This is a genomic window from Bacillus sp. SN32 (assembly GCF_002837495.1).
GTDB lineage: Bacteria > Bacillota > Bacilli > Bacillales > Bacillaceae > Bacillus > Bacillus subtilis.
Genome location: NZ_PJCT01000001.1, coordinates 584503 through 605470 on the forward strand (window position 1 = coordinate 584503; position 20968 = coordinate 605470).

20 protein-coding genes are annotated in these 20968 nt (G+C 42.5%); 12 read left to right on the forward strand and 8 right to left on the reverse strand.

Features of this window, described 5'->3' with window-relative positions:
• Positions 1 to 24 precede the first annotated feature (24 nt).
• On the forward strand, positions 25 to 453 hold the full coding sequence (locus CW370_RS03200; protein WP_080031034.1) for a GNAT family N-acetyltransferase: 429 nt from the start codon (positions 25 to 27) through the stop codon (positions 451 to 453).
• Positions 454 to 530: 77 nt separating this feature from the next.
• Here the strand turns inward: CW370_RS03200 and CW370_RS03205 are convergent, their stop codons facing one another.
• Together CW370_RS03205 and nprE are read right to left on the reverse strand one after the other, a co-directional pair.
• A complete protein-coding gene (locus CW370_RS03205; RefSeq protein ID WP_101169481.1) occupies positions 531 to 1445 on the reverse strand; it encodes a class I SAM-dependent methyltransferase in 915 nt (304 codons plus the stop codon).
• A 352-nt stretch (positions 1446 to 1797) separates the two neighbouring features.
• Positions 1798 to 3363, reverse strand: a complete 1566-nt coding sequence (gene nprE / locus CW370_RS03210; RefSeq protein ID WP_101169482.1) for a neutral metalloprotease NprE — start codon at positions 3361 to 3363, stop codon at positions 1798 to 1800.
• A gap of 284 nt (positions 3364 to 3647) precedes the next feature.
• On the opposite strand from nprE, the gene CW370_RS03215 reads away from it, so the two are divergent.
• The 4 genes from CW370_RS03215 to sigQ are packed head-to-tail and all read left to right on the forward strand — an operon-like array spanning position 3648 to position 6658.
• Positions 3648 to 5588, forward strand: a complete 1941-nt coding sequence (locus CW370_RS03215; protein WP_101169483.1) for a hypothetical protein — start codon at positions 3648 to 3650, stop codon at positions 5586 to 5588.
• Entirely contained in the window at positions 5578 to 5847 is a 270-nt protein-coding gene (locus CW370_RS03220) for a hypothetical protein (protein WP_101169484.1), read from the forward strand. Before CW370_RS03215 ends, CW370_RS03220 begins: the two co-directional genes overlap by 11 nt.
• A complete protein-coding gene (gene ylaC, locus CW370_RS03225; protein ID WP_015483186.1) occupies positions 5847 to 6368 on the forward strand; it encodes an RNA polymerase sigma factor YlaC in 522 nt (173 codons plus the stop codon). The genes CW370_RS03220 and ylaC overlap by 1 nt, the downstream gene beginning before the upstream one ends.
• Positions 6365 to 6658: an anti-SigP sigma factor SigQ gene (gene sigQ, locus CW370_RS03230; protein ID WP_101169485.1), complete on the forward strand. Its 294-nt coding sequence runs from the start codon at positions 6365 to 6367 to the stop codon at positions 6656 to 6658. The genes ylaC and sigQ overlap by 4 nt, the downstream gene beginning before the upstream one ends.
• Before the next feature lie 39 nt (positions 6659 to 6697).
• Here the strand turns inward: sigQ and CW370_RS03235 are convergent, their stop codons facing one another.
• Together CW370_RS03235 and CW370_RS03240 are read right to left on the reverse strand one after the other, a co-directional pair.
• Positions 6698 to 7309 (reverse strand): hypothetical protein, encoded by a 612-nt coding sequence (locus CW370_RS03235; RefSeq protein WP_015383573.1) that lies wholly within the window; start codon positions 7307 to 7309, stop codon positions 6698 to 6700.
• A 272-nt stretch (positions 7310 to 7581) separates the two neighbouring features.
• Positions 7582 to 7770, reverse strand: coding sequence for a YlaF family protein (locus tag CW370_RS03240; protein ID WP_003245500.1), 189 nt, complete (start codon positions 7768 to 7770; stop codon positions 7582 to 7584).
• Between the two features lie 112 nt (positions 7771 to 7882).
• Here CW370_RS03240 and typA point away from each other — a divergent pair, with 112 nt between their 5' ends.
• Both typA and CW370_RS03250 read left to right on the forward strand, forming a co-directional pair.
• Positions 7883 to 9721 (forward strand): translational GTPase TypA, encoded by a 1839-nt coding sequence (gene typA / locus CW370_RS03245; protein ID WP_003232278.1) that lies wholly within the window; start codon positions 7883 to 7885, stop codon positions 9719 to 9721.
• 56 nt (positions 9722 to 9777) lie between these two features.
• Positions 9778 to 10095, forward strand: coding sequence for a YlaH-like family protein (locus tag CW370_RS03250; RefSeq protein ID WP_003232274.1), 318 nt, complete (start codon positions 9778 to 9780; stop codon positions 10093 to 10095).
• A gap of 56 nt (positions 10096 to 10151) precedes the next feature.
• On the opposite strand, the gene CW370_RS03255 is transcribed toward CW370_RS03250, so the two are convergent.
• Together CW370_RS03255 and CW370_RS03260 are read right to left on the reverse strand one after the other, a co-directional pair.
• Positions 10152 to 10361 carry a YlaI family protein gene (locus CW370_RS03255; protein WP_003232271.1) on the reverse strand — a complete coding sequence of 70 codons (210 nt, stop codon included), beginning with the start codon at positions 10359 to 10361 and terminating at the stop codon, positions 10152 to 10154.
• An 82-nt stretch (positions 10362 to 10443) separates the two neighbouring features.
• Complete coding sequence (locus CW370_RS03260) at positions 10444 to 11073, reverse strand: YhcN/YlaJ family sporulation lipoprotein (protein WP_021479356.1); 630 nt, start codon at positions 11071 to 11073, stop codon at positions 10444 to 10446.
• 154 nt (positions 11074 to 11227) lie between these two features.
• Between CW370_RS03260 and CW370_RS03265 the strand changes: the two genes are divergently transcribed.
• Positions 11228 to 12556: a PhoH family protein gene (locus tag CW370_RS03265; protein ID WP_101169486.1), complete on the forward strand. Its 1329-nt coding sequence runs from the start codon at positions 11228 to 11230 to the stop codon at positions 12554 to 12556.
• 3 nt (positions 12557 to 12559) lie between these two features.
• On the opposite strand, the gene CW370_RS03270 is transcribed toward CW370_RS03265, so the two are convergent.
• Positions 12560 to 13045 carry a hypothetical protein gene (locus tag CW370_RS03270; protein WP_015383578.1) on the reverse strand — a complete coding sequence of 162 codons (486 nt, stop codon included), beginning with the start codon at positions 13043 to 13045 and terminating at the stop codon, positions 12560 to 12562.
• 102 nt (positions 13046 to 13147) lie between these two features.
• On the opposite strand from CW370_RS03270, the gene glsA reads away from it, so the two are divergent.
• The 4 genes from glsA (at position 13148) to pyc (ending at position 19394) form a co-directional block, all read left to right on the forward strand.
• The gene (gene glsA, locus CW370_RS03275) at positions 13148 to 14077 is read left to right on the forward strand and encodes a glutaminase A (protein ID WP_003232263.1); all 930 of its coding nucleotides are present in this window, start codon (positions 13148 to 13150) and stop codon (positions 14075 to 14077) included.
• A gap of 97 nt (positions 14078 to 14174) precedes the next feature.
• Positions 14175 to 14456, forward strand: a complete 282-nt coding sequence (locus CW370_RS03280; protein ID WP_003245286.1) for a YlaN family protein — start codon at positions 14175 to 14177, stop codon at positions 14454 to 14456.
• Between the two features lie 205 nt (positions 14457 to 14661).
• Positions 14662 to 15873 (forward strand): cell division protein FtsW, encoded by a 1212-nt coding sequence (gene ftsW / locus CW370_RS03285; RefSeq protein WP_101169487.1) that lies wholly within the window; start codon positions 14662 to 14664, stop codon positions 15871 to 15873.
• A gap of 74 nt (positions 15874 to 15947) precedes the next feature.
• Positions 15948 to 19394 (forward strand): pyruvate carboxylase, encoded by a 3447-nt coding sequence (gene pyc, locus CW370_RS03290; RefSeq protein WP_077670705.1) that lies wholly within the window; start codon positions 15948 to 15950, stop codon positions 19392 to 19394.
• Between the two features lie 401 nt (positions 19395 to 19795).
• Here pyc and ctaA read toward each other — a convergent pair whose 3' ends face one another.
• Complete coding sequence (ctaA, locus tag CW370_RS03295) at positions 19796 to 20716, reverse strand: heme A synthase CtaA (RefSeq protein WP_015483190.1); 921 nt, start codon at positions 20714 to 20716, stop codon at positions 19796 to 19798.
• Between the last annotated feature and the right edge of the window lie 252 nt (positions 20717 to 20968).

A 20968-nucleotide genomic window follows, 5' to 3' on the forward strand; every position in this document is an offset into this window, starting at 1 on the left:
CCATTTGAGCAGGATGATCTCAGCTTGTTAGAAAAGCTCGCGGAGGCTCATCCTGTATGGAAAGAGGAGGAGTTTGGAGATAAAGATGCAGAAGACTATATCATTTCCTACTCCATGTACAACGGTTCATGGCTTGTATGGGAAAAAGACGGTATGCCTGTTGCCGTCAGCTACCATCTCGAGTGGTCTCCTTCAAACGGTAAGCCGTGGCTCGGAACGGTCCTGATTGACCCGGCTGAAGAAAAAAAGGGGCATGCGAAGATGATCATTGAACAGATCAGCAAATTGCTTAGAGCGAAACATAAAGCGATGTTTGCGGGAGTTCCCATTGAGCGCAGGGAATGGATACTGTTTTTAAGCCAATGCGGCTTTGAACAGCTGAAAACGGAAAAAGATGAGAAAGGCAAATCATTTATGATCCTGGTGAAGCCTTTAGCAGAAGCTGCCATATGATAATGGCAGCTTATTTGCTGCATGCGGGTTCAATAAAAAGCCTCTCAAACATTGAGAGGCTTCTGATAATTTGAAAATTATTTTTTTACCGCATGAATATAATGAATCGTTTCAAACGCTGACAAATTGTCTTTTCGATTACTAAAGAAAAGGTCATTAATGTCGTCTGGTGATAGATGTTCATAGATCAGTAAACCAGATGACTCTAACAGATGTTCAATCTCTTGATAAGTGAAACATGATTTCATCGGTTCCCCGCTTGCGGCAGCCATCTTCACCATATGTTCAACTCGATTTGACGTCCCTTTTGCTGTAAAAAGTGTTTCGTCCGCATAATCAAAAACAATAGAGCTTCCAGGCGGGACATGAGAAAATAAATTACTGATCAAGCTTGCATTTTCTTCCCGTGTTACATAATAAGACACTCCGAGAAGGCTGAAGAATGTTTTTGTGTTTTTAAATCCTTCTTCTAAGAGAGGATCATACGAAAACGTTTTGGTGAAATCCATAGGAACAAAATGAAGATGACCCGGAATTGTCAGATTTGCATCCTTCAGCTTATTTTTTTTGAATTGCTGTGTAGCCGGATGATCAACCTCGAAAACCTGTAAGCTGTTTTCTAATTCTGGATGCCGAAAGCAGAAAGTATCCAGCCCCGCTCCAAGAATGACATACTGTTTTGCCCCCAGGATTAATTCGTTGTGCAAGACTTTTTCACAATAAGAAGCACGTGCTAGGGGCGTGGGAGACAGCTGGATTTGTGCAACCCATTTTAATATTTTTTCAGGATCATTTTGAAGACGTTCGGCGATCTCTTTGTTGAAAAACGATATTCCTTGAATCATATTTTTACTGATGTCGATAAACTCTTTTTCGTTAATGAGCTCTTTTGCGATAAAATCATCAAAAATAAGAGGTGTGTCATATTTGCTGTGATAAGCACGGGCAAAAGCTGAAATCAAAGACGTTAAGCTGGACTCATTTTTCCTCATGAAATGATCCTCCACAAAAAATAAGATTCCCCTGGCCAGGAGAATCTTATTATACATACAAATATATTAATAGTAAATTTTAGCATAAATAAATTTTTTTGTCAATGTTTTTGCTCTTAACTGGACGCGCGATCCTTCACATAGCCACGTGACCTGTAGCAGAATTCGTCTATCAATTATGTGGACTGAATCATTAGCTGCTTTTATAAAATGCGCACTTGCGGCTGCATCCCTCTTTTGCAAATCAGGAGCGGTTTCTGTCTCATGGCAGCATCTTTTCGTCGTTTCTGCTGAGAGAGAAATCAAGATATGTAACAAAAAAAGCCTGAGGGATCTCAGGCTTTTTCTAATATTACAATCCAACAGCATTCCAGGCTGCTTCAACTTTAGCGGCATCAGTTGAGCCGTAGAGGTCACGGGCAGACTGAATGAGAGCTGCCTTGGCATCTTTGAACGTGGAAGAAGGCGTGAGGTACGTTGTTAACGCACGGTAATAGATTTGCTGTGATTTAGATACACCAAGTTTTGTGATGGTGTTGTAAGCGGCTTTGTTTGGAATTCCGCTGTTTGTGTGTACACCGCCATAATCGCCTTCATCTGTGTTTGGAAGGTTTCTGTAATTGGCGTAATTGTCAGGCTGGTTGTATTTTGTAGGGTTGGACAGGCTGCGAAGAGCAGGCTGGCTGACCGTAATGTCTTCACCGATGTCCCAGTCTTCTGTATCGTTAAAATACCCGAATACGTCAGAGAAAGACTCGTTTAATGCACCTGGCTGATTTTCATAAATCAAGTTGGCTGTTTCTTGGGTGACGCCATGTGTCATTTCATGCGCTGTCACATCTAATGAGCCGGAAAGCGGAGAGAAGAATGAACCGTCGCCATCACCGTAAATCATCTGGTCTCCTGTCCATGCAGCGTTATTGTATTGAGTGCCATAGTGAACGGAAGAAACGATTTTACTGCCTTTGTTATCATAGCTGTTTCGTTTAAAGTTTGAATAAAAATAATCGTACACTTTACCGAGGTTATAGTGTGCGTCAACGGCTGCCCGCTGTGATGAAGATGTAAATGTTTTCGTTGTGCTTGAGACAAGCGTTCCCGGAAGGCGGCTTTGTCTGTTTTGCAAGTCATATGTGATGATTTGGGTGCCAGTTGGTTTTGAAAGATCTCTTAGAACATATTTTCCGCCTTCATAAGAGATGTTCAATGGAACAGTTGCGCCCTTTAGAGTTGTTCCGCTTCCAGTGGCGGCGGCATGTTCTACTTTATTTTGCTTTTTTAAAATGCTGCCTGTTTCGGCGTCAACTAAGACTTCCCAGTTTGCAGGTTCAGGCTCGACATAGCGAATCGTCACGTCGTAAGCAAGACGATAGCTGCCGTCTTTTGTTTCTATCGCTTTCAATTCGGCTTTATTGCTGTTTTTGGCCGCTCCGTTAGAAACAGCGTCTGGTGATTTGCCGATAGCTTTGAAAGCGAGTGCCAGCGCTTTTTCAGAAGAGACTTTTTGGCTGTTATCTGTTTTTGCAGCAGATTGATTGTGTAATTCACCATTGACCGCATAGACATTATCGGATTTATCGACGTGAACGATCACTTGCGAATCTTTAATTGGCACTCCGTTAACGACAGGCGCATATCGAAAGTGCTTGTACCCAAGGGCATCAGTCGTACTTTCAACAAGCTTCAGCCTTTTGGAAGGATCACCTTTAAAAATGTTGCTGTTCTGTTTCAAAAACTGCTTGACAGCCTTGTCATTTGGTGCAGAGAGTTCTGATTGCGCAATCGCATTTTTGGAGAGGAAATTTGTTTGATTCTCTTTAAGCTGATGACCTTCAGCAGCCTGAACACCTGGCAGGCTGATTGATAAACTCATAAACGAAGCAGCGACAGCAACAGACAATTTCTTACCTAAACCCACAATAAATCCCCCTTTTTGAAAATACTGAAAACTTTATATTGTTATATTAAACTAGCATTCTGGAATACTCAACAAAAACTAACATAACTAGACAAAATTGATAGTATTGTCCTGTGTTTGTTTTTGTTGAATAATATCAAGATGAGTCAAGTGTCATGTGGTGGTTCATTCAAGAGTTATGTTTTTTGCATATCAAGGGGAAGATGAGATATTTTTGTTTCATCTTGAAACTTTTTGAAAAGTCCGCTGTCTAACCGAATGAGGCCTTAATAAGAAGTAAAGGATTGTTGTTCGTGTTGGAGTTATTCAGTCATTATGTATTGCATTTCGAACGTTATTTTATATTAAGCAGACAAAGCACCCTGCTGATTCAATGGTCAATTGTTGTTCTGGCGGGCTTATATCTTTTGGTGCATCATCCCAAAATGAACCGGCAGCGCACAATGTTCTTGGCGGGTGTTATATTGCGGATTGTGCTGCTGGCGGGAGTGTCTGTTGAACTTATTCACCAGGTGCAATCAACAAACTTCACCAGCGCTTACTTAAGAGAGGACGGAAATGAACTGCTGCCGCTGCTGCATTTTTTGTTATACGGATATGTGCTGCTGACGGCTTTTCACTATATGCTGATGCCGCGTGATCATGGCGGAAAGGGTAAGTTTTATACGTTCGACCTCGCCGTTGTCAGTTTGCCGATCGTACAAATGATTTTTAGTTTCTTTTCGTATTGGAAGGAATACCCGGATGGGATGGAGCCGATTGCATTCGTGTTTCTGTTTTTCATCATCACTCTTCCCATTGCGTTGAATGTAGTGTTTTTCAAGCTGTATTGGAGAACGGATAAGATCTTACTAGGCTTATTTTATACGCTGATTATCGGACTGCTTGTCTTGCTGCTTGCGCCATATCCCAATCAAATCTCAAAAAATTATGGTGCAGTAATGCCATATACGATTTATTTGGCAATGGCGGGATTTTTGATGAGCTATCATCTGTTCCAAAAGTCAGGAAAGGTTTATGTGCATGTGAATAAGTGGCTGCCGATGGCTGTCATGGTGTTTTTTGTCCTGCTGTTAAATCCGATATATAACATAGGAACGGCTGCTTTCGCTGTATCAAAGCCAGCAAATGTCCATGATTCATTCAATTTTGTCGGGGAGCACATTTCATCAGAAAAAGCGGAACAGATTTTAAAGTCATTTTTTCCTACGGATGAGACATTGTATTTGCGCGATACAAACATGGATGTGCATTATTTCTACTCATTTGAAAGCAAAGGTTATAAAGCTGAGGTAGATGAAGTATCGCAGCTGATTCGTAATTATGAATACTTACAAAAAGCACATGGGAAAAAGCTAACGAATCAGGAGTACAAGCGAAAGTCCATCGCTTTCCTTGAGCGACACGGACGTGTGTTACATAAGGATCATATCGAAACAAAGGTATCTCAAGAAGACGACCAGACAGTCGTACGTATTTACCTGAAAAATCAACTTCATAAAAAAGATCCTGCTGATGATGGCGCGGTATTTTATTGGGAAAAGGAAACCTTAATGGGTTTTAGTGAAGATCCTTCGATTTATCGGCTTGACTCTCTTCTGCATGTTCATATAACAGAACAAAACATTCACGACAAAGTGGAACAAATGTTTACAGCACTGAACATCTCAAAACAGCCTTATCAGATCACTGATATTGAAAGCAATAGCCTGCTCGGAAGCATGGTGAGAGTGGAAACAAAAGGTGGAATTGTTTTGGGATTTGAGGGCGAATCCGGTTGTTTACATAGTCTTTCGCTTCCGATGAAAAAGAATATCTCAATGGCTAACAGCCGGCTGCAGCATCAGATATTATCGATCTTCGATGCTCGTGGATCAGAAAAGAAGAAAAAAAGCAGTCAGGGTGACATGGTGATGTATACTGATTCTTCTAAAACATATGAGTTTTTTGAAGATCAAGGTCAGCTAAACGTTTATGTATACAGCGATACACCTGATCAGTCATTCCCCTATACATATCGTAATGGAACATTGGCTTACGAAAAAGTAGCTTCTCTCTATCAGGATGTCATTTACAAAAAGCGTATGCGCCCGATTATCGTTCAAAGAGGGGATGAACGGCATTATGCATGGCTGATCATTATTCAGCCGTTTGGTTCAAATCGCCATGATGCCTATGTAGTGGATGGAGAAACACAAGAGGTGAAAAGTCTTTATGAATCATAAAGAAAAAGAGTCTGTTTTTGTAGACCTATACGACCTGTATAAAGAAGGAGAGCTAGAGGATGAATCAATGGAATGGATGAAACAGCATGAATCCCAATTCCAAAAGAATGCGGAAGACTTAAAGAGTAAAACTTGTTTAAAGAGAAGTCCCGGTGCTGAAGAAGAAAGCCAAATCAGATATATGAAAGTATACCTGTCTTCCATGTATATCTGTTTCATTTTATTGGCCATTTGGATGGCGGTGTGGTTTTACTTTTAATGAAGCATAGGGATTCCATTGAGGACTTGTATCGACAGTATTATCAAGAAATTTTAAATTATTTATTCAGAAGGACTCATCATCTTGAAACAGCCAAGGACTTAGCGCAGGACACGTTTGTGAAAGCTCTTAACGGTCTGGCTTCGTTTAGGGGGCATTCTTCCATCAGAACATGGCTCTACACCATTGCGCATCATACCTTTATCAATTGGTACCGCAGGGATGTCAAATACCAATTTACTGATATCAGCAAAAATGAAGGGTTAACGCAAACAACTTATGAGCAGCCTGAACAGTATCTGTCACGGACGGTGAAAAGCGAAACACTGCGGCAGGAGCTCCTGAAGTTAAAAGATCAGCATCAATCCGTTTTGATTTTAAGAGAATTCCAAGAGCTTTCTTATGAAGAAATCGCTGAGATATTAGGTTGGAGTCTTTCTAAGGTGAAAACCACATTGCACCGGGCTAGATTAGAGCTAAAGAAAAACATGACGAAAAGTAGAGAGGAGGAGCGGATATGACCTGCTTTCTAGTAAGAGACCTGCTTCCTCTGTATCTTGAAGGTGATTGTAAAAGAGAAACGGAACACGTTATAGAAGAGCATTTAAAAATGTGCAGCAGCTGCAGAGACATGTATGACACGATGGCTGAGCCATTTGAATTGGAAAGCGAACAGGCCGTTGAGGAGGCTTTTCTGCTGGAGGAAGAACTGCGTTTTAAACAGAGGTACTATGGATTACTGATTATGAAAGCCGCCTGCTGGTTTGGAGCGGCGGTTGCCGTGATGCTGATCATCAAACTGCTGATATAAAAAAAGCGCTTGTCCGATTCCGGCAAGCGCTTTTTCACATTAAGCCTGGGGATGAATCATATCATAAATAGCGGCAAGCTGTTCTTGTGACAGGGCACTGAAGAGTTTTTCATAAACGTCAGCTTGCAGTGGCGTTGCACCTGCTTGTAGCGCTGCGTCTTTATCATAGCTGTACACATCATCTTGTAGCACAATGGCTGCTTGAAGAATGTGAATCTTGAGAGAAACAGCGGAGAAAAATTGTTCAAGTGCAAGTGCTTCTTTTTCTGTGAAGCCAAGTTCAACTGCTTTTTCTGTATCAAATTTGTAATTTCCATCCTCGAGATACACACATTGTGAAACAATGCTGAAAAATTCTGATGTCGATTCCCAGAGTGTAGCAATTACCTGAGCCTCTTCTTTTGTCATTCCTAACTCGACAGCTTTTTCGCTGTCAAAATAATATACACCGTCTTGTTCGTATATACATTGATTTAATATATCAATGAATGTATTGAGATCTTCATTAGTGCTCGCCTGATGCTGGAGTTGAACAGCAGTGTTATCAACCAGTGTTTTTGCGCTGGCTGCATCAGGACCGAACGTTAATAGAGCAGCTGAGGTCATTGCGGCAGTCGTTAACATAGCTTTTTTTACAAATGTTTTCTTCATGTTTCTTCTCTCCCTTTTGTGAATTGTGCTACAAATTCCATTATAGGGAGTAGTTTCCGGTGGAGGAATAGGCGCTATGGTATTTTATGCGTATCGTTGCCGAACTACTTTTTGAAGGCTGCACGTGTGACCGTTAGAACGATTGTCTATGTATGTAGGCTGTTTTGCATCTTCCTGACTAAGAAACAGGGGAGATAAGGCTTAAAGAAATGAAAAACACCGCTTTCTTTGCGGTGTTTTTTGATTACAATGTCGCCGGCGGGGCAATGCTTTTAATCAAGCAAGCCTTGTTCGCGCATTTTCTTTTTTAATGTAAATCCGCCGCCCATGACAGCGCAAACAAGTACAATGCTGGCGATAATGCCTGCAGGGCTTTTTTCAGCGATAAAGACGCCGATCAGCATAATGCTGAAAACCGCTGCAAATGCAAATAATAGTAAAAGCCAATTCATTTTTTTCATAATTTCCATCCCCTTTTACGTCTTATATTAAGTTTACAGAAAAACGTGACGCTTTTAAAGAGGATGTGTGATATAATATGAAAGTTATCTAATTTTTTTAGGAGATGAAAAAGTGAAACTTCGAAATGATCTTCGCAACATCGCGATTATTGCCCACGTTGACCATGGGAAAACGACTCTAGTCGATCAGCTTTTACATCAGGCTGGTACGTTCCGTGCCAACGAACAGGTTGCTGAACGCGCAATGGACTCTAATGATCTTGAACGCGAACGCGGCATTACAATATTGGCGAAAAATACTGCGATTAACTATAAAGATACACGTATCAATATTTTGGACACCCCTGGACACGCAGACTTTGGGGGAGAAGTAGAACGGATTATGAAAATGGTTGACGGCGTAGTGCTTGTCGTTGACGCATATGAAGGCTGTATGCCTCAAACTCGTTTTGTTCTGAAAAAAGCTCTTGAGCAAAACCTGAACCCTGTTGTTGTTGTAAACAAAATTGACCGTGACTTTGCTCGTCCAGAGGAAGTTATCGATGAAGTTCTGGATCTGTTCATTGAGCTTGATGCTAATGAAGAGCAGCTCGAGTTCCCAGTGGTATATGCTTCCGCGATTAATGGAACAGCGAGTCTTGATCCGAAACAACAGGATGAAAACATGGAAGCTTTATATGAAACCATTATTAAGCATGTTCCGGCACCTGTTGATAATGCAGAGGAGCCGCTTCAATTCCAAGTTGCCCTTCTTGACTACAACGACTATGTAGGCCGTATCGGAATCGGACGCGTATTCCGCGGCACAATGAAAGTCGGACAGCAGGTTTCTCTTATGAAGCTTGACGGAACGGCAAAGTCATTCCGTGTTACAAAGATTTTTGGTTTCCAAGGCTTAAAGCGTGTGGAAATTGAAGAAGCAAAAGCGGGAGACCTCGTTGCGGTTTCCGGAATGGAAGATATCAACGTTGGTGAAACGGTATGTCCTGTAGACCATCAAGATCCGCTTCCGGTGCTTCGCATTGATGAGCCGACACTTCAAATGACATTTGTCGTGAATAACAGTCCGTTTGCAGGCCGTGAAGGCAAATATGTAACGGCCCGCAAAATCGAAGAGCGTCTTCAATCACAGCTTCAGACGGATGTGAGCTTGCGTGTTGAGCCGACAGCTTCTCCTGATGCTTGGGTTGTTTCAGGACGCGGTGAACTGCACTTGTCAATTTTAATTGAAAATATGCGTCGTGAGGGCTATGAGCTTCAAGTGTCAAAACCTGAAGTTATTATCAAAGAAATCGACGGCGTACGCTGTGAGCCTGTTGAACGTGTGCAAATTGATGTTCCTGAAGAGCATACTGGCTCTGTCATGGAATCAATGGGTGCCCGCAAAGGCGAAATGGTTGATATGATCAACAACGGAAACGGCCAAGTCCGTCTCATCTTTACAGTTCCTTCCCGCGGATTGATCGGTTACTCTACAGAATTCCTATCATTAACACGCGGATTCGGTATTTTGAACCATACGTTTGACAGCTACCAGCCGATGCAGGCGGGCCAAGTCGGCGGACGCCGTCAAGGTGTACTTGTGTCAATGGAAAACGGAAAAGCAACATCATACGGTATTCAAGGAATTGAAGACCGCGGTGTCATCTTCGTTGAGCCGGGTACTGAAGTATACGAAGGAATGATCGTTGGAGAGCATAACCGTGACAATGACCTTGTTGTTAACGTCAGCAAAATGAAACAGCAAACAAACGTCCGTTCCGCGACAAAGGATCAGACAACTACAATTAAAAAAGCGCGCATCATGTCTCTTGAGGAGTCTCTAGAGTACTTAAACGAAGATGAATATTGTGAAGTAACACCTGAATCCATCCGTTTAAGAAAGAAGATCCTCAATAAGAACGAACGTGAAAAAGCAGCTAAAAAGAAAAAAACAGCAGGATTGTCTTAATCTCGTGCAGAATTTGAAAAGATAGAACCCGTACGTTTACAGGGGAGGGAATCTTTTTGAATGACGTAAGCGAACGTCTGTCGTTCTTCGCCGCTCTATATCAAGTAGACCGGCAGCCTGCGGCAGGCATGTGGCTGCTGTACGGCACGATTTTTGTGTTGGCCGTTATTGTATTTAAGCTTGGATTTGCTAAACGGCTTCCTGTATTAAAATCTGCAGTGGTGTATGTATTTTTGGCGTTGGGCTGCACTGTTTTGACTTTTTTAGGGGTGTTTTTGCCCGTGGCAGAAGGATTGGTCGTCGCTGCGCTGATTTTAATCATTTACAAAATCCGGCTGTATCAGTCGAAAAAAGGACAGTCTGCAAAATCATAAAAGACTCAGCTGAAAGCTGAGTCTTTTTTTGTGTTCTGTATGGTTAAGCGGACGCTTTATTTTTTGACTTTTTCCTTTTTCTGCTGTCCCGGGTGAAAAGTAAATTTTCCCGTTTTCAGCCGTTCCTCTGTTTTTTTGGCAATCCGATCGTGGCATTCCTGGCACATATATGTATGGATCGGGCGGTTTCGAAGCCGTTTCGCGATCAGGGTATCATCATCAATTGTTTCAATTTTATCGCAAATAGAACATTTGACCCTCATCATATCACCTCTTTCACTAACATGTATTATAGCACGGATCAGAAGCTGTCCAAAATAAGAAAAAGCTAAAGCGCAAGGCTATAGCTTAGTCATTGTTGTTCTTTTTCATATGATGATCAGATTGATCGTTTTGCTCCTTCTCCATTTCCTGCTGCTGTTTTCTATTTAATTGGTCATTTTGCTGCTTTGTTTGCGGTTCGTCTTCATTGTCAATCACATCGTTAGGCACTTCGGGAAGCACTCGGCCGACAATTGCAGCTAATTCATCCAGTATGCCTGTTACCGGACGGCCCTCGCTGATTTCTCTGCTCATTTCGCGAAGGCGGCTGACCGTATCGGGATCAGCAATGACTACTGCGTTGGCGCCATATCGATCATTCTTTAGCGCCTGAGCTACAGAATATTTAATGGTTTCCACTTTGCTTCTGTCCAAAGTATCATCGACATCAATCCCAACAACAGCATAGCCTCCCAGCACAACGGCTGTTGCATCCTTGACGTCGGGGTTTTTTTCAGCAACGCTGACAAGATGCTTGGCAATATCCGTTCTTGTTCCATTGTCTTTTGTTTCTTGAGTTGTGTCCTTTACGTGAATCGGTTTAGTCTCCTGCTGTCTTGTTGATTCTTTTTCAACATTCTGGCCCTGTTTTCCTTGTTGATAGGCACAAGCGGACAGGATAAGTGTCAGCTGTATGATAATGAAAAGAATTCGCACTTGCGGGTTCCCTCCTTAAAATGCTTTCATTAATTTTATTGTTGAATTAACCTTCTATCTTTATGCACAAAAACATATATTTTAGCAGGCATTCACCTTTTTCATCAAAAGAGAAGCAGGAAGAACTTTGACCCTTATATCAGGAGGCTGAGACTTGAGTAAAATTTATGTGTTAGATACGAATGTGTTATTACAGGATCCTAACGCGATATTTTCTTTTGAAGAAAATGAGGTTGTCATCCCTGCTGTCGTTTTAGAAGAGGTTGATTCAAAAAAACGGTATATGGACGAAGTTGGGAGGAATGCAAGGCACGTATCTAAGCTAATCGATGCGCTAAGACAAAAGGGCAGGCTGCATGAGCATGTACCGCTTGACACCGGCGGCACACTGAGAATTGAACTGAATCATCGTTCGTTTCACCAGCTGCAAGAGATCTTTATTGAAAAGACGAACGATAATCGCATATTAGCCGTTGCGAAAAACTTAAGCCTCGAGGAAGAAACCAAGGAAAATGGCAGGCCGGTTATCCTTGTCAGTAAGGATGTACTGGTCAGGGTTAAAGCCGACGCAATCGGACTGCTTGCTGAAGATTTCTTGAATGACCGTGTTGTGGACAATGATGAAATGTACAGCGGCTATAAAGATTTATATATCAGCCAGCAGCTGTTCAGCTCTTTTTACGGGAAAAATCAAATTTCAGTAAACGATGTAAAACAGCATGCGTTTTATCCGAATCAGTTTGCTTTAATGAAGGATGAGCTAGGAGGGTCTTCCTCGGCAGTCGGAATTGCAGACAAAACCGGAACGGTATTAAAAAGACTCGTATTTGATGATGAACATATATGGGGAATCAGGCCGAAAAATGTACAGCAGACAATGGCATTAGAGCTTTTGCTGCGGGAAGATATTCCGCTTGTCACCCTGATCGGAAAAGCGGGAACCGGCAAGACGCTCTTAGCTTTGGCGGCGGGGCTATTACAGACAGAAGACTTGGGAATATATAAAAAGCTGGTCGTCGCAAGGCCGATTGTTCCTGTTGGCAAGGACATCGGGTATTTGCCAGGCGAAAAAGAGGAAAAGCTAAAGCCTTGGATGCAGCCGATTTTTGACAACTTAGAGTTTCTGTTTAATACGAAAAAACCAGGGGAGCTTGATGCTATTTTGGCGGGAATTGGCTCAATTCAGGTAGAGGCGCTGACTTATATCAGAGGGAGAAGCATTCCAGATCAATTTATTATCATTGATGAAGCGCAAAATTTGACCAGGCATGAGGTGAAAACTTTGCTGACGAGAGTCGGTGAAGGCAGTAAAATTGTCTTAATGGGTGACCCTGAACAAATTGATCACCCATATTTAGACAGTCTGAACAATGGTTTGGCCTATGTGGTTGAGCGGTTTAAAGGACAACCCATCTCAGGCAGCGTGAAACTGTTAAAAGGTGAGAGATCAGGTCTCGCCCAGCTCGCAGCTGATTTGCTGTAACGTTTAAATGATTTCGATCTCTTTTACATCGGTAATCGGCTGTTTGTGATGAATTGGATCTTCAAAGTAAATATGCACGGGGCCGCCTTCTTGAATCGGCTTGCCTGCCTCACTGAAATGGACAATACTGTTCAGAGCGGTTTCCAGAGAAACGGCGGCTTTTCCCGAACTTGTGACAAATACACATTGCGTCGCAGAGCTGTTCGGCTCAGCATTCTTCAGGACAGTCCCAAGTCTCATTGCGAAACTGCCGTTCATCAGTTTTTGCTTCTCATATTGTTTTTCCGTCTTTAATGTAGGCGGCGCAATTCGCCCCTCTCTGATGACGCGTTCCGGATCAAGGTCGGATTCATCCCCGGCTGATTGTAAATATGTGTCTTGACTGTCCCCTTTGCGGTCAAACGAAAATTTGCGATCATCAAAAATCCATACGCTTGGATCAATGGTAATTGGATATGTAACATTGCCTTTTACTTGGATAACGCTCATGATATGACCCCCTTCTCTCAAAATTATAAAAGTTTTCGCATGAATTGTCACTTTGTGTACAAATTATGTGTATTGAAATGCTGAGGGAACGAGGGTGTTTGCATGGTATGCCGGCATAATGATGAGCTTGAAGCCTTAGTGAAAAAGGCGAAAAAAGTAACGGACAAGGGGGAGGTAGCCAGCTATATTCCCGCCTTGGCAAAAGCTGATAAACACGACCTGTCAGTGGCGATTTATTATTCCAATAATGTTTGTCTGTCAGCAGGTGACGTAGAAAAAACATTTACGCTTCAAAGTATATCGAAAGTCCTTTCCCTTGCTTTGGTGTTAATGGAATACGGCAAAGATAAGGTCTTCAGTTATGTTGGACAGGAGCCGACCGGTGATCCGTTTAATTCAATTATCAAGCTCGAAACAGTGAATCCGAGCAAGCCGTTAAACCCTATGATTAATGCCGGGGCATTGGTAGTGACAAGTCTGATAAGGGGAAGAACAGTAAAAGAGAGACTTGATTATTTGCTTTCTTTTATCAGAAGGCTGACAAACAACCAAGAGATTACATACTGCCGGGAAGTGGCTGAATCTGAATACAGCACTTCAATGATTAATCGGGCGATGTGTTATTATATGAAGCAGTACGGCATTTTTGAAGATGATGTAGAAGCAGTAATGGATTTATATACGAAGCAATGCGCGATTGAGATGAACAGCTTGGATTTAGCGAAAATCGGATCTGTATTTGCATTGAACGGCAGACATCCAGAGACTGGGGAGCAAGTCATCTCAAAAGATGTCGCTAGAATTTGCAAAACGTTTATGGTGACGTGCGGAATGTACAATGCAAGCGGGGAATTCGCAATTAAGGTCGGAATTCCTGCGAAAAGCGGCGTATCCGGCGGGATAATGGGCATTTCGCCTTACGATTTCGGGATCGGCATATTCGGCCCCGCATTAGACGAAAAAGGGAACAGCATTGCAGGTGTAAAGCTTTTGGAAATAATGTCTGAGATGTACAGGCTGAGTATTTTTTAATTTATGTCATATGCTTAAATCCTCTTGCATTTTCTGTTGATACCCTTTATGATAAATAGAAGAATTAGGTACTCGCCTGGGGAACGGAGGGATACTTTTGGCTTCAGAGATGATAGTTGACCATCGGCAAAAAGCTTTTGAACTCTTAAAAGTGGACGCTGAGAAGATTTTGAAGCTGATCCGAGTACAAATGGATAACTTAACGATGCCTCAATGTCCTCTATATGAAGAGGTTTTAGATACTCAAATGTTCGGGCTTTCGAGGGAAATCGATTTTGCTGTCCGCCTGGGATTGGTTGATGAAAAAGACGGTAAAGACCTTTTATACACATTGGAACGCGAATTGTCTGCTTTACATGACGCGTTTACAGCTAAATAAATGATAAAACTCAAACTTATTAACAGTTTGGGTTTTTTTATAACCGCTATTTTTCTCTCATCTCATAAAAGACGGTCTTTTTTTACACATTCCTTCCGAATCGTATAGAGATTCTTCGTCTCGTTTGATAAATTGTAGTAAAATAAAAAAGATAAATACATAAAAACCATAGATAATGGAAGTTAGAAGCAGGGAAGAGGATGTTATGTTAAAAAAAATGCTAAAATCTTATGATTACTCACTGATATTCGCAATCGTTTTATTATGCGGATTCGGTTTAGTGATGGTATACAGCTCAAGCATGATTACGGCTGTCTCCCGGTATGGAGTAAGCAGTAATTTTTTCTTCATGCGGCAGCTGTTTGCTTTAATTGCGGGTGGCGCTCTATTTATTCTCATGGCGTTGTTTCCTTATAAAGCACTGGCCCATCAAAGATTTCAGAAGGGGATACTGCTTGTATCTGTTCTTGCGCTTATCTCACTGTTTGTATTCGGGCATGTTGCCGGAAACGCGCAAAGCTGGTTTAAAATCGGCGGAATGAGTATTCAGCCGGGGGAGTTTGTGAAACTGGTCGTGATTTTATACCTCGCAGCCGTATATGCCAAAAAACAAAGCTATATTGACCATCTATTAACGGGTGTAGCCCCTCCGGTAGTCATGACGCTTATAATTTGCGGGTTAATTGCCATGCAGCCAGATTTCGGTACAGCCATGATTATAGGGTTAATTGCGACGTGCATGATCTTGTGCTCCGGCTTCAGCGGAAAGACGCTGGTGAGGCTTGTGATACTGGGCGGAATTGTTTTCATTTTAGTCAGCCCGATTATCTATTTGAATCAGGACAAAATTTTAACTGAAGGCCGTTTAGCGCGTTTTGAGAGTCTTGAAGACCCATTTAAGTATGCAAATTCATCAGGTTTGCAAGTGATCAATTCTTATTATGCGATCAGCTCAGGCGGCATTTTCGGTCTGGGGCTCGGTGAAAGTATCCAAAAATACGGATATCTGCCTGAATCACACACTGACTTTATTATGGCTGTCATTGCTGAAGAGCTCGGCATTTTTGGGGTTTTGTTTGTGATTTTCCTATTGGGTTTTGTCGTCATTAAAGGTTTTTATATAGCCAGAAAATGCGAGGACCCCTTTGGAAGTCTTCTGGCGATCGGCATTTCAAGCATGATTGCCATCCAGTCGTTTATTAACCTTGGCGGTGTCAGCGGATTAATTCCGATTACAGGGGTTACGCTGCCATTTATCAGTTACGGGGGCTCTTCTTTGGTGCTGCTGTTGGGGAGTATGGGGATATTAGCGAATATCAGCATGTTTGTGAAATATTCAGAGAATAAGAAAAAGAAAGAGCCCTTGGCGCCGAAGGGAATGAAAAAGAAACAGCTCAAAAAAACTGTTTATCAGTAAAAAACAAGTGTGTACAGGGGAAGGATATTCCGCTATGATAGATTATATTCCATTCGGGTAAGGGGGAGAAAAGTTTGTCTCAGCAATCGATACAAAAAGTATTAGTAGCAAACAGGGGAGAAATTGCAATCCGAATATTCCGGGCGTGTACCGAGTTGAATATTCGTACAGTTGCGGTCTATTCAAAAGAAGATTCCGGTTCCTACCATCGGTACAAAGCGGATGAAGCATACTTGGTCGGTGAAGGGAAAAAACCGATTGATGCTTACCTGGATATTGAAGGTATCATTGATATTGCGAAAAGAAACAAAGTCGATGCAATTCATCCGGGATACGGTTTCTTATCTGAAAATATTCATTTTGCGAGACGATGTGAAGAAGAAGGCATCGTATTCATAGGGCCAAAATCCGAGCATCTCGATATGTTTGGTGACAAGGTAAAAGCGCGTGAGCAGGCAGAAAAAGCGGGAATCCCCGTGATTCCGGGAAGCGATGGTCCTGCCGAAACGCTTGAAGCCGTCGAACAATTTGGACAAGCTAACGGTTATCCGATCATCATTAAAGCCTCGCTTGGCGGCGGCGGCCGCGGTATGCGGATTGTCAGATCTGAAAGTGAAGTCAAAGAAGCATATGAGCGTGCTAAATCAGAGGCGAAAGCAGCCTTTGGCAATGATGAAGTTTATGTAGAAAAATTAATTGAGAATCCAAAACATATTGAGGTTCAGGTCATTGGAGACAAGCAGGGAAATGTCGTCCATCTTTTTGAGAGGGATTGTTCCGTTCAAAGACGCCATCAAAAGGTCATTGAAGTGGCGCCGAGTGTCTCGCTGTCACCTGAATTAAGGGACCAAATTTGTGAGGCGGCAGTTGCGCTTGCCAAAAATGTAAACTATATAAATGCGGGGACGGTCGAATTCCTTGTTGCAAACAACGAGTTCTACTTTATTGAAGTAAACCCGCGCGTACAAGTTGAACACACGATAACAGAAATGATTACTGGTGTCGATATTGTTCAAACTCAGATCCTTGTTGCCCAAGGGCACAGCCTTCACAGCAAAAAAGTAAATATTCCTGAGCAAAAGGACATTTTTACAATCGGCTATGCCATTCAGTCACGGGTTACGACTGAGGATCCGCAAAATGATTTCATGCCTGATACAGGAAAAATCATGGCTTACCGCTCAGGCGGCGGTTTTGGTGTCCGTCTTGATACCGGAAACAGCTTTCAGGGTGCCGTGATCACACCATACTATGATTCACTTCTCGTTAAGCTTTCAACTTGGGCTTTAACGTTTGAACAGGCAGCTGCCAAAATGGTGCGAAACCTTCAGGAGTTCAGAATCAGAGGCATAAAAACGAACATTCCGTTCCTTGAGAACGTTGCAAAACATGAGATGTTCCTGACAGGGCAATATGATACGTCTTTCATTGATACAACGCCTGAATTATTTAATTTCCCTAAACAAAAAGACCGCGGAACGAAAATGCTCACTTACATCGGCAATGTGACAGTAAACGGCTTCCCCGGAATCGGGAAAAAAGAAAAACCGGCGTTTGACAAACCGTTAAGCGTAAAGGTAGACGTTGATCAGCAGCCTGCCAAAGGAACAAAGCAAATTCTCGATGAAAAAGGTGCAGAAGGGCTTGCAAATTGGGTTAAGGAGCAGAAATCTGTCCTTTTAACTGATACGACATTCAGGGATGCCCACCAATCGTTATTGGCAACTAGAATCAGATCGCATGATTTGAAAAAAATCGCAAATCCGACGGCTGCGTTATGGCCTGAACTATTCAGTATGGAAATGTGGGGAGGCGCGACCTTCGATGTAGCCTACCGATTCCTGAAAGAAGATCCGTGGAAGCGTTTGGAAGATCTTCGCAAAGAAGTGCCGAATACCTTATTCCAGATGCTGCTTCGCTCATCAAATGCGGTCGGCTATACGAATTATCCGGACAATGTGATTAAAGAATTTGTGAAGCAATCAGCTCAATCCGGTATTGATGTGTTTCGTATTTTCGACAGCTTAAACTGGGTAAAAGGGATGACGTTAGCCATTGATGCCGTTCGGGATACCGGAAAAGTGGCAGAAGCTGCGATTTGTTATACGGGAGATATCCTTGACAAGAACCGGACGAAGTACGATCTTGCTTATTATACATCGATGGCGAAGGAGCTTGAGGCGGCCGGAGCCCATATTCTCGGGATTAAAGATATGGCAGGGCTGTTAAAACCGCAGGCTGCATATGAACTCGTTTCTGCGTTGAAAGAAACGATCGACATTCCGGTTCACCTTCATACACATGATACGAGCGGAAACGGTATTTATATGTATGCGAAAGCTGTTGAAGCCGGCGTTGATATCATAGACGTGGCGGTCAGCTCAATGGCGGGATTAACGTCACAGCCTAGCGCGAGCGGATTTTATCATGCGATGGAAGGCAACGACCGCCGTCCGGAAATGAATGTCCAAGGCGTTGAATTGCTGTCCCAATATTGGGAGTCGGTGCGTAAATATTATAGTGAATTTGAAAGCGGAATGAAGTCTCCGCATACTGAAATTTATGAGCACGAAATGCCAGGGGGCCAATACAGCAACCTGCAGCAGCAAGCCAAGGGAGTAGGCCTTGGCGACCGCTGGAACGAAGTCAAGGAAATGTACAGACGCGTGAACGATATGTTCGGTGACATCGTCAAGGTAACGCCTTCCTCAAAAGTAGTCGGAGATATGGCACTCTACATGGTGCAAAACAATCTGACTGAAAAAGACGTTTACGAAAAAGGCGAATCTTTAGATTTCCCTGATTCTGTCGTGGAGCTTTTCAAAGGAAATATCGGCCAGCCTCATGGCGGATTCCCGGAAAAACTGCAAAAGCTGATCTTAAAAGGGCAGGAGCCGATTACAGTCAGACCGGGCGAACTGCTTGAGCCGGTGTCATTTGAAGCGATCAAACAGGAATTTAAAGAGCAGCATAACTTGGAAATTTCAGATCAGGATGCTGTGGCGTATGCCCTTTATCCTAAAGTCTTCACTGATTATGTGAAAACGACAGAAAGCTACGGAGACATTTCGGTATTAGATACACCGACATTCTTCTACGGTATGACATTGGGTGAAGAGATAGAAGTTGAAATTGAGCGCGGCAAAACGCTGATCGTTAAGCTGATTTCAATCGGTGAGCCTCAGCCTGACGCCACTCGCGTCGTTTATTTCGAACTGAACGGGCAGCCGCGTGAAGTAGTCATTAAAGATGAAAGCATTAAGTCTTCCGTTCAGGAAAGGCTGAAAGCAGACCGGACAAATCCAAGCCACATCGCAGCTTCCATGCCTGGAACCGTTATTAAGGTATTGGCTGAAGCAGGCACAAAAGTCAATAAAGGTGATCATTTGATGATTAATGAAGCGATGAAAATGGAAACAACGGTTCAGGCTCCTTTCTCAGGAACAATCAAGCAGGTTCATGTGAAAAATGGCGAGCCGATCCAAACGGGAGATCTGCTTCTCGAAATTGAAAAAGCATAAAAAACAAGAGTGTATGTCATTTGATATACACTCTTGTTTTTTTATATAGAAAATATGGAGTGAAGCAGATGGTTAGAAGAGATATAAGGGGACTTCAGAGATTATACAGTACTGTCACAAGCCCAAAATAAAAAGAGGCTTATACAGCCAATATTATAGATGCTTTGTAGTATGCCATGCATATTTCTTTAAGCACTATCTGATTTAAAAGGCTTTAATACTAATGTTCGCGGACTATAGATGCATATGAAATTTCTATAATCACGATGAGGAAGGGGACAGACCGAAGTGAGCCGCTCACTGATCATCAAGTTCAGCGAAGGCTGGCCATTGAAACAATAAAGCGCCAAAACAAGACATGAAAAAAGACCAAAGCCGCCTAAGGCTTTGGTCTTGAGTCCTTATGATTGCCTGGATTCGTAACGGAAACGAGCAATCAATAATAAGAAGTAGCATAAAACGCCAAACAGACAGGCAATAAAGAACGAGTGGGCAAGTGCAAAGCCCAGAGCCAGTTCAGAGTATACGATCATAATCCCGGACAGTGCCTGTAATGTAATGAAAATAAGACATGAGATCCATCCCCAAAAGATCTGTTTTTGATCTTTATAGGAAGTAATAGCATGAACAGCGGCAACAATAATCCATACAAATAACAGTAAGGCTGCTGCTCTGTGGCCCATTTGCACCCATTCATGGAATTGGGTCGGAAGTCCATTGTTCAGCGGGCTGCACAGCGGCACATCAGGACATGCCAGACTTGATTCAGTGTGTCTTACATATGCGCCTGTATACACAACGATATAGGAATATATCAAAATTCCTATCATGTGAAATTGCATCTTTTTGCCGATTTGAAGCGGCTTAACCAGTGTTCTGACTGATTTATCAGCTTCAAATATGAGCAATGTCAAAATAAGCACTGAAGCAAAAGAAATTAATGAGATGCCGAAGTGAAGCGCCATAATCAGCGCGTTCGAACCGAATACGACAGCCAATGCGCCAAGCAATGCCTGAAGAAATAAAAAGATAATTGACATGATCGCGAGAAACGTTGTTTCACGGAAAATCGGCGTGATTTTTCTCCATGACCAAAACGCAAGGCTTAGCACAAGGATAATAGAGATTCCGCTTGCGAATCGGTGGCTCCATTCAATAATTGAAGCCGGATTCAGTTCAGGGAAAAAACGGCCGTGACACAGCGGCCACTGTCTGCCGCATCCTTGGCCGGAACCTGTTTTTGTAACGAGGGCACCCCCGATTAAAACAATTAGCATGACAAATGTCGTCAGAACACCGAGAGCTTTTAATGCTTTATTCATACAATATTCACCTTCTTAACATACTGCTGCAATTTTATATACGTTCCAAGTGTAAGCGAATATGTGTTTTGTGGCAATTCCCAGAGCCTTTTGTTCACAAAAATATAATAGAATGACGGCTTCTGGAAAATGTACACTTGATTATTCATGCCGGGTCTGATAGAAATAAGGTAAACGCAATGCCGATTTGGAGATTGCCTTCATCTTTGGTAAAATTCATAAAAAGTTCACAAATAAATTCCTGTTTGTCGT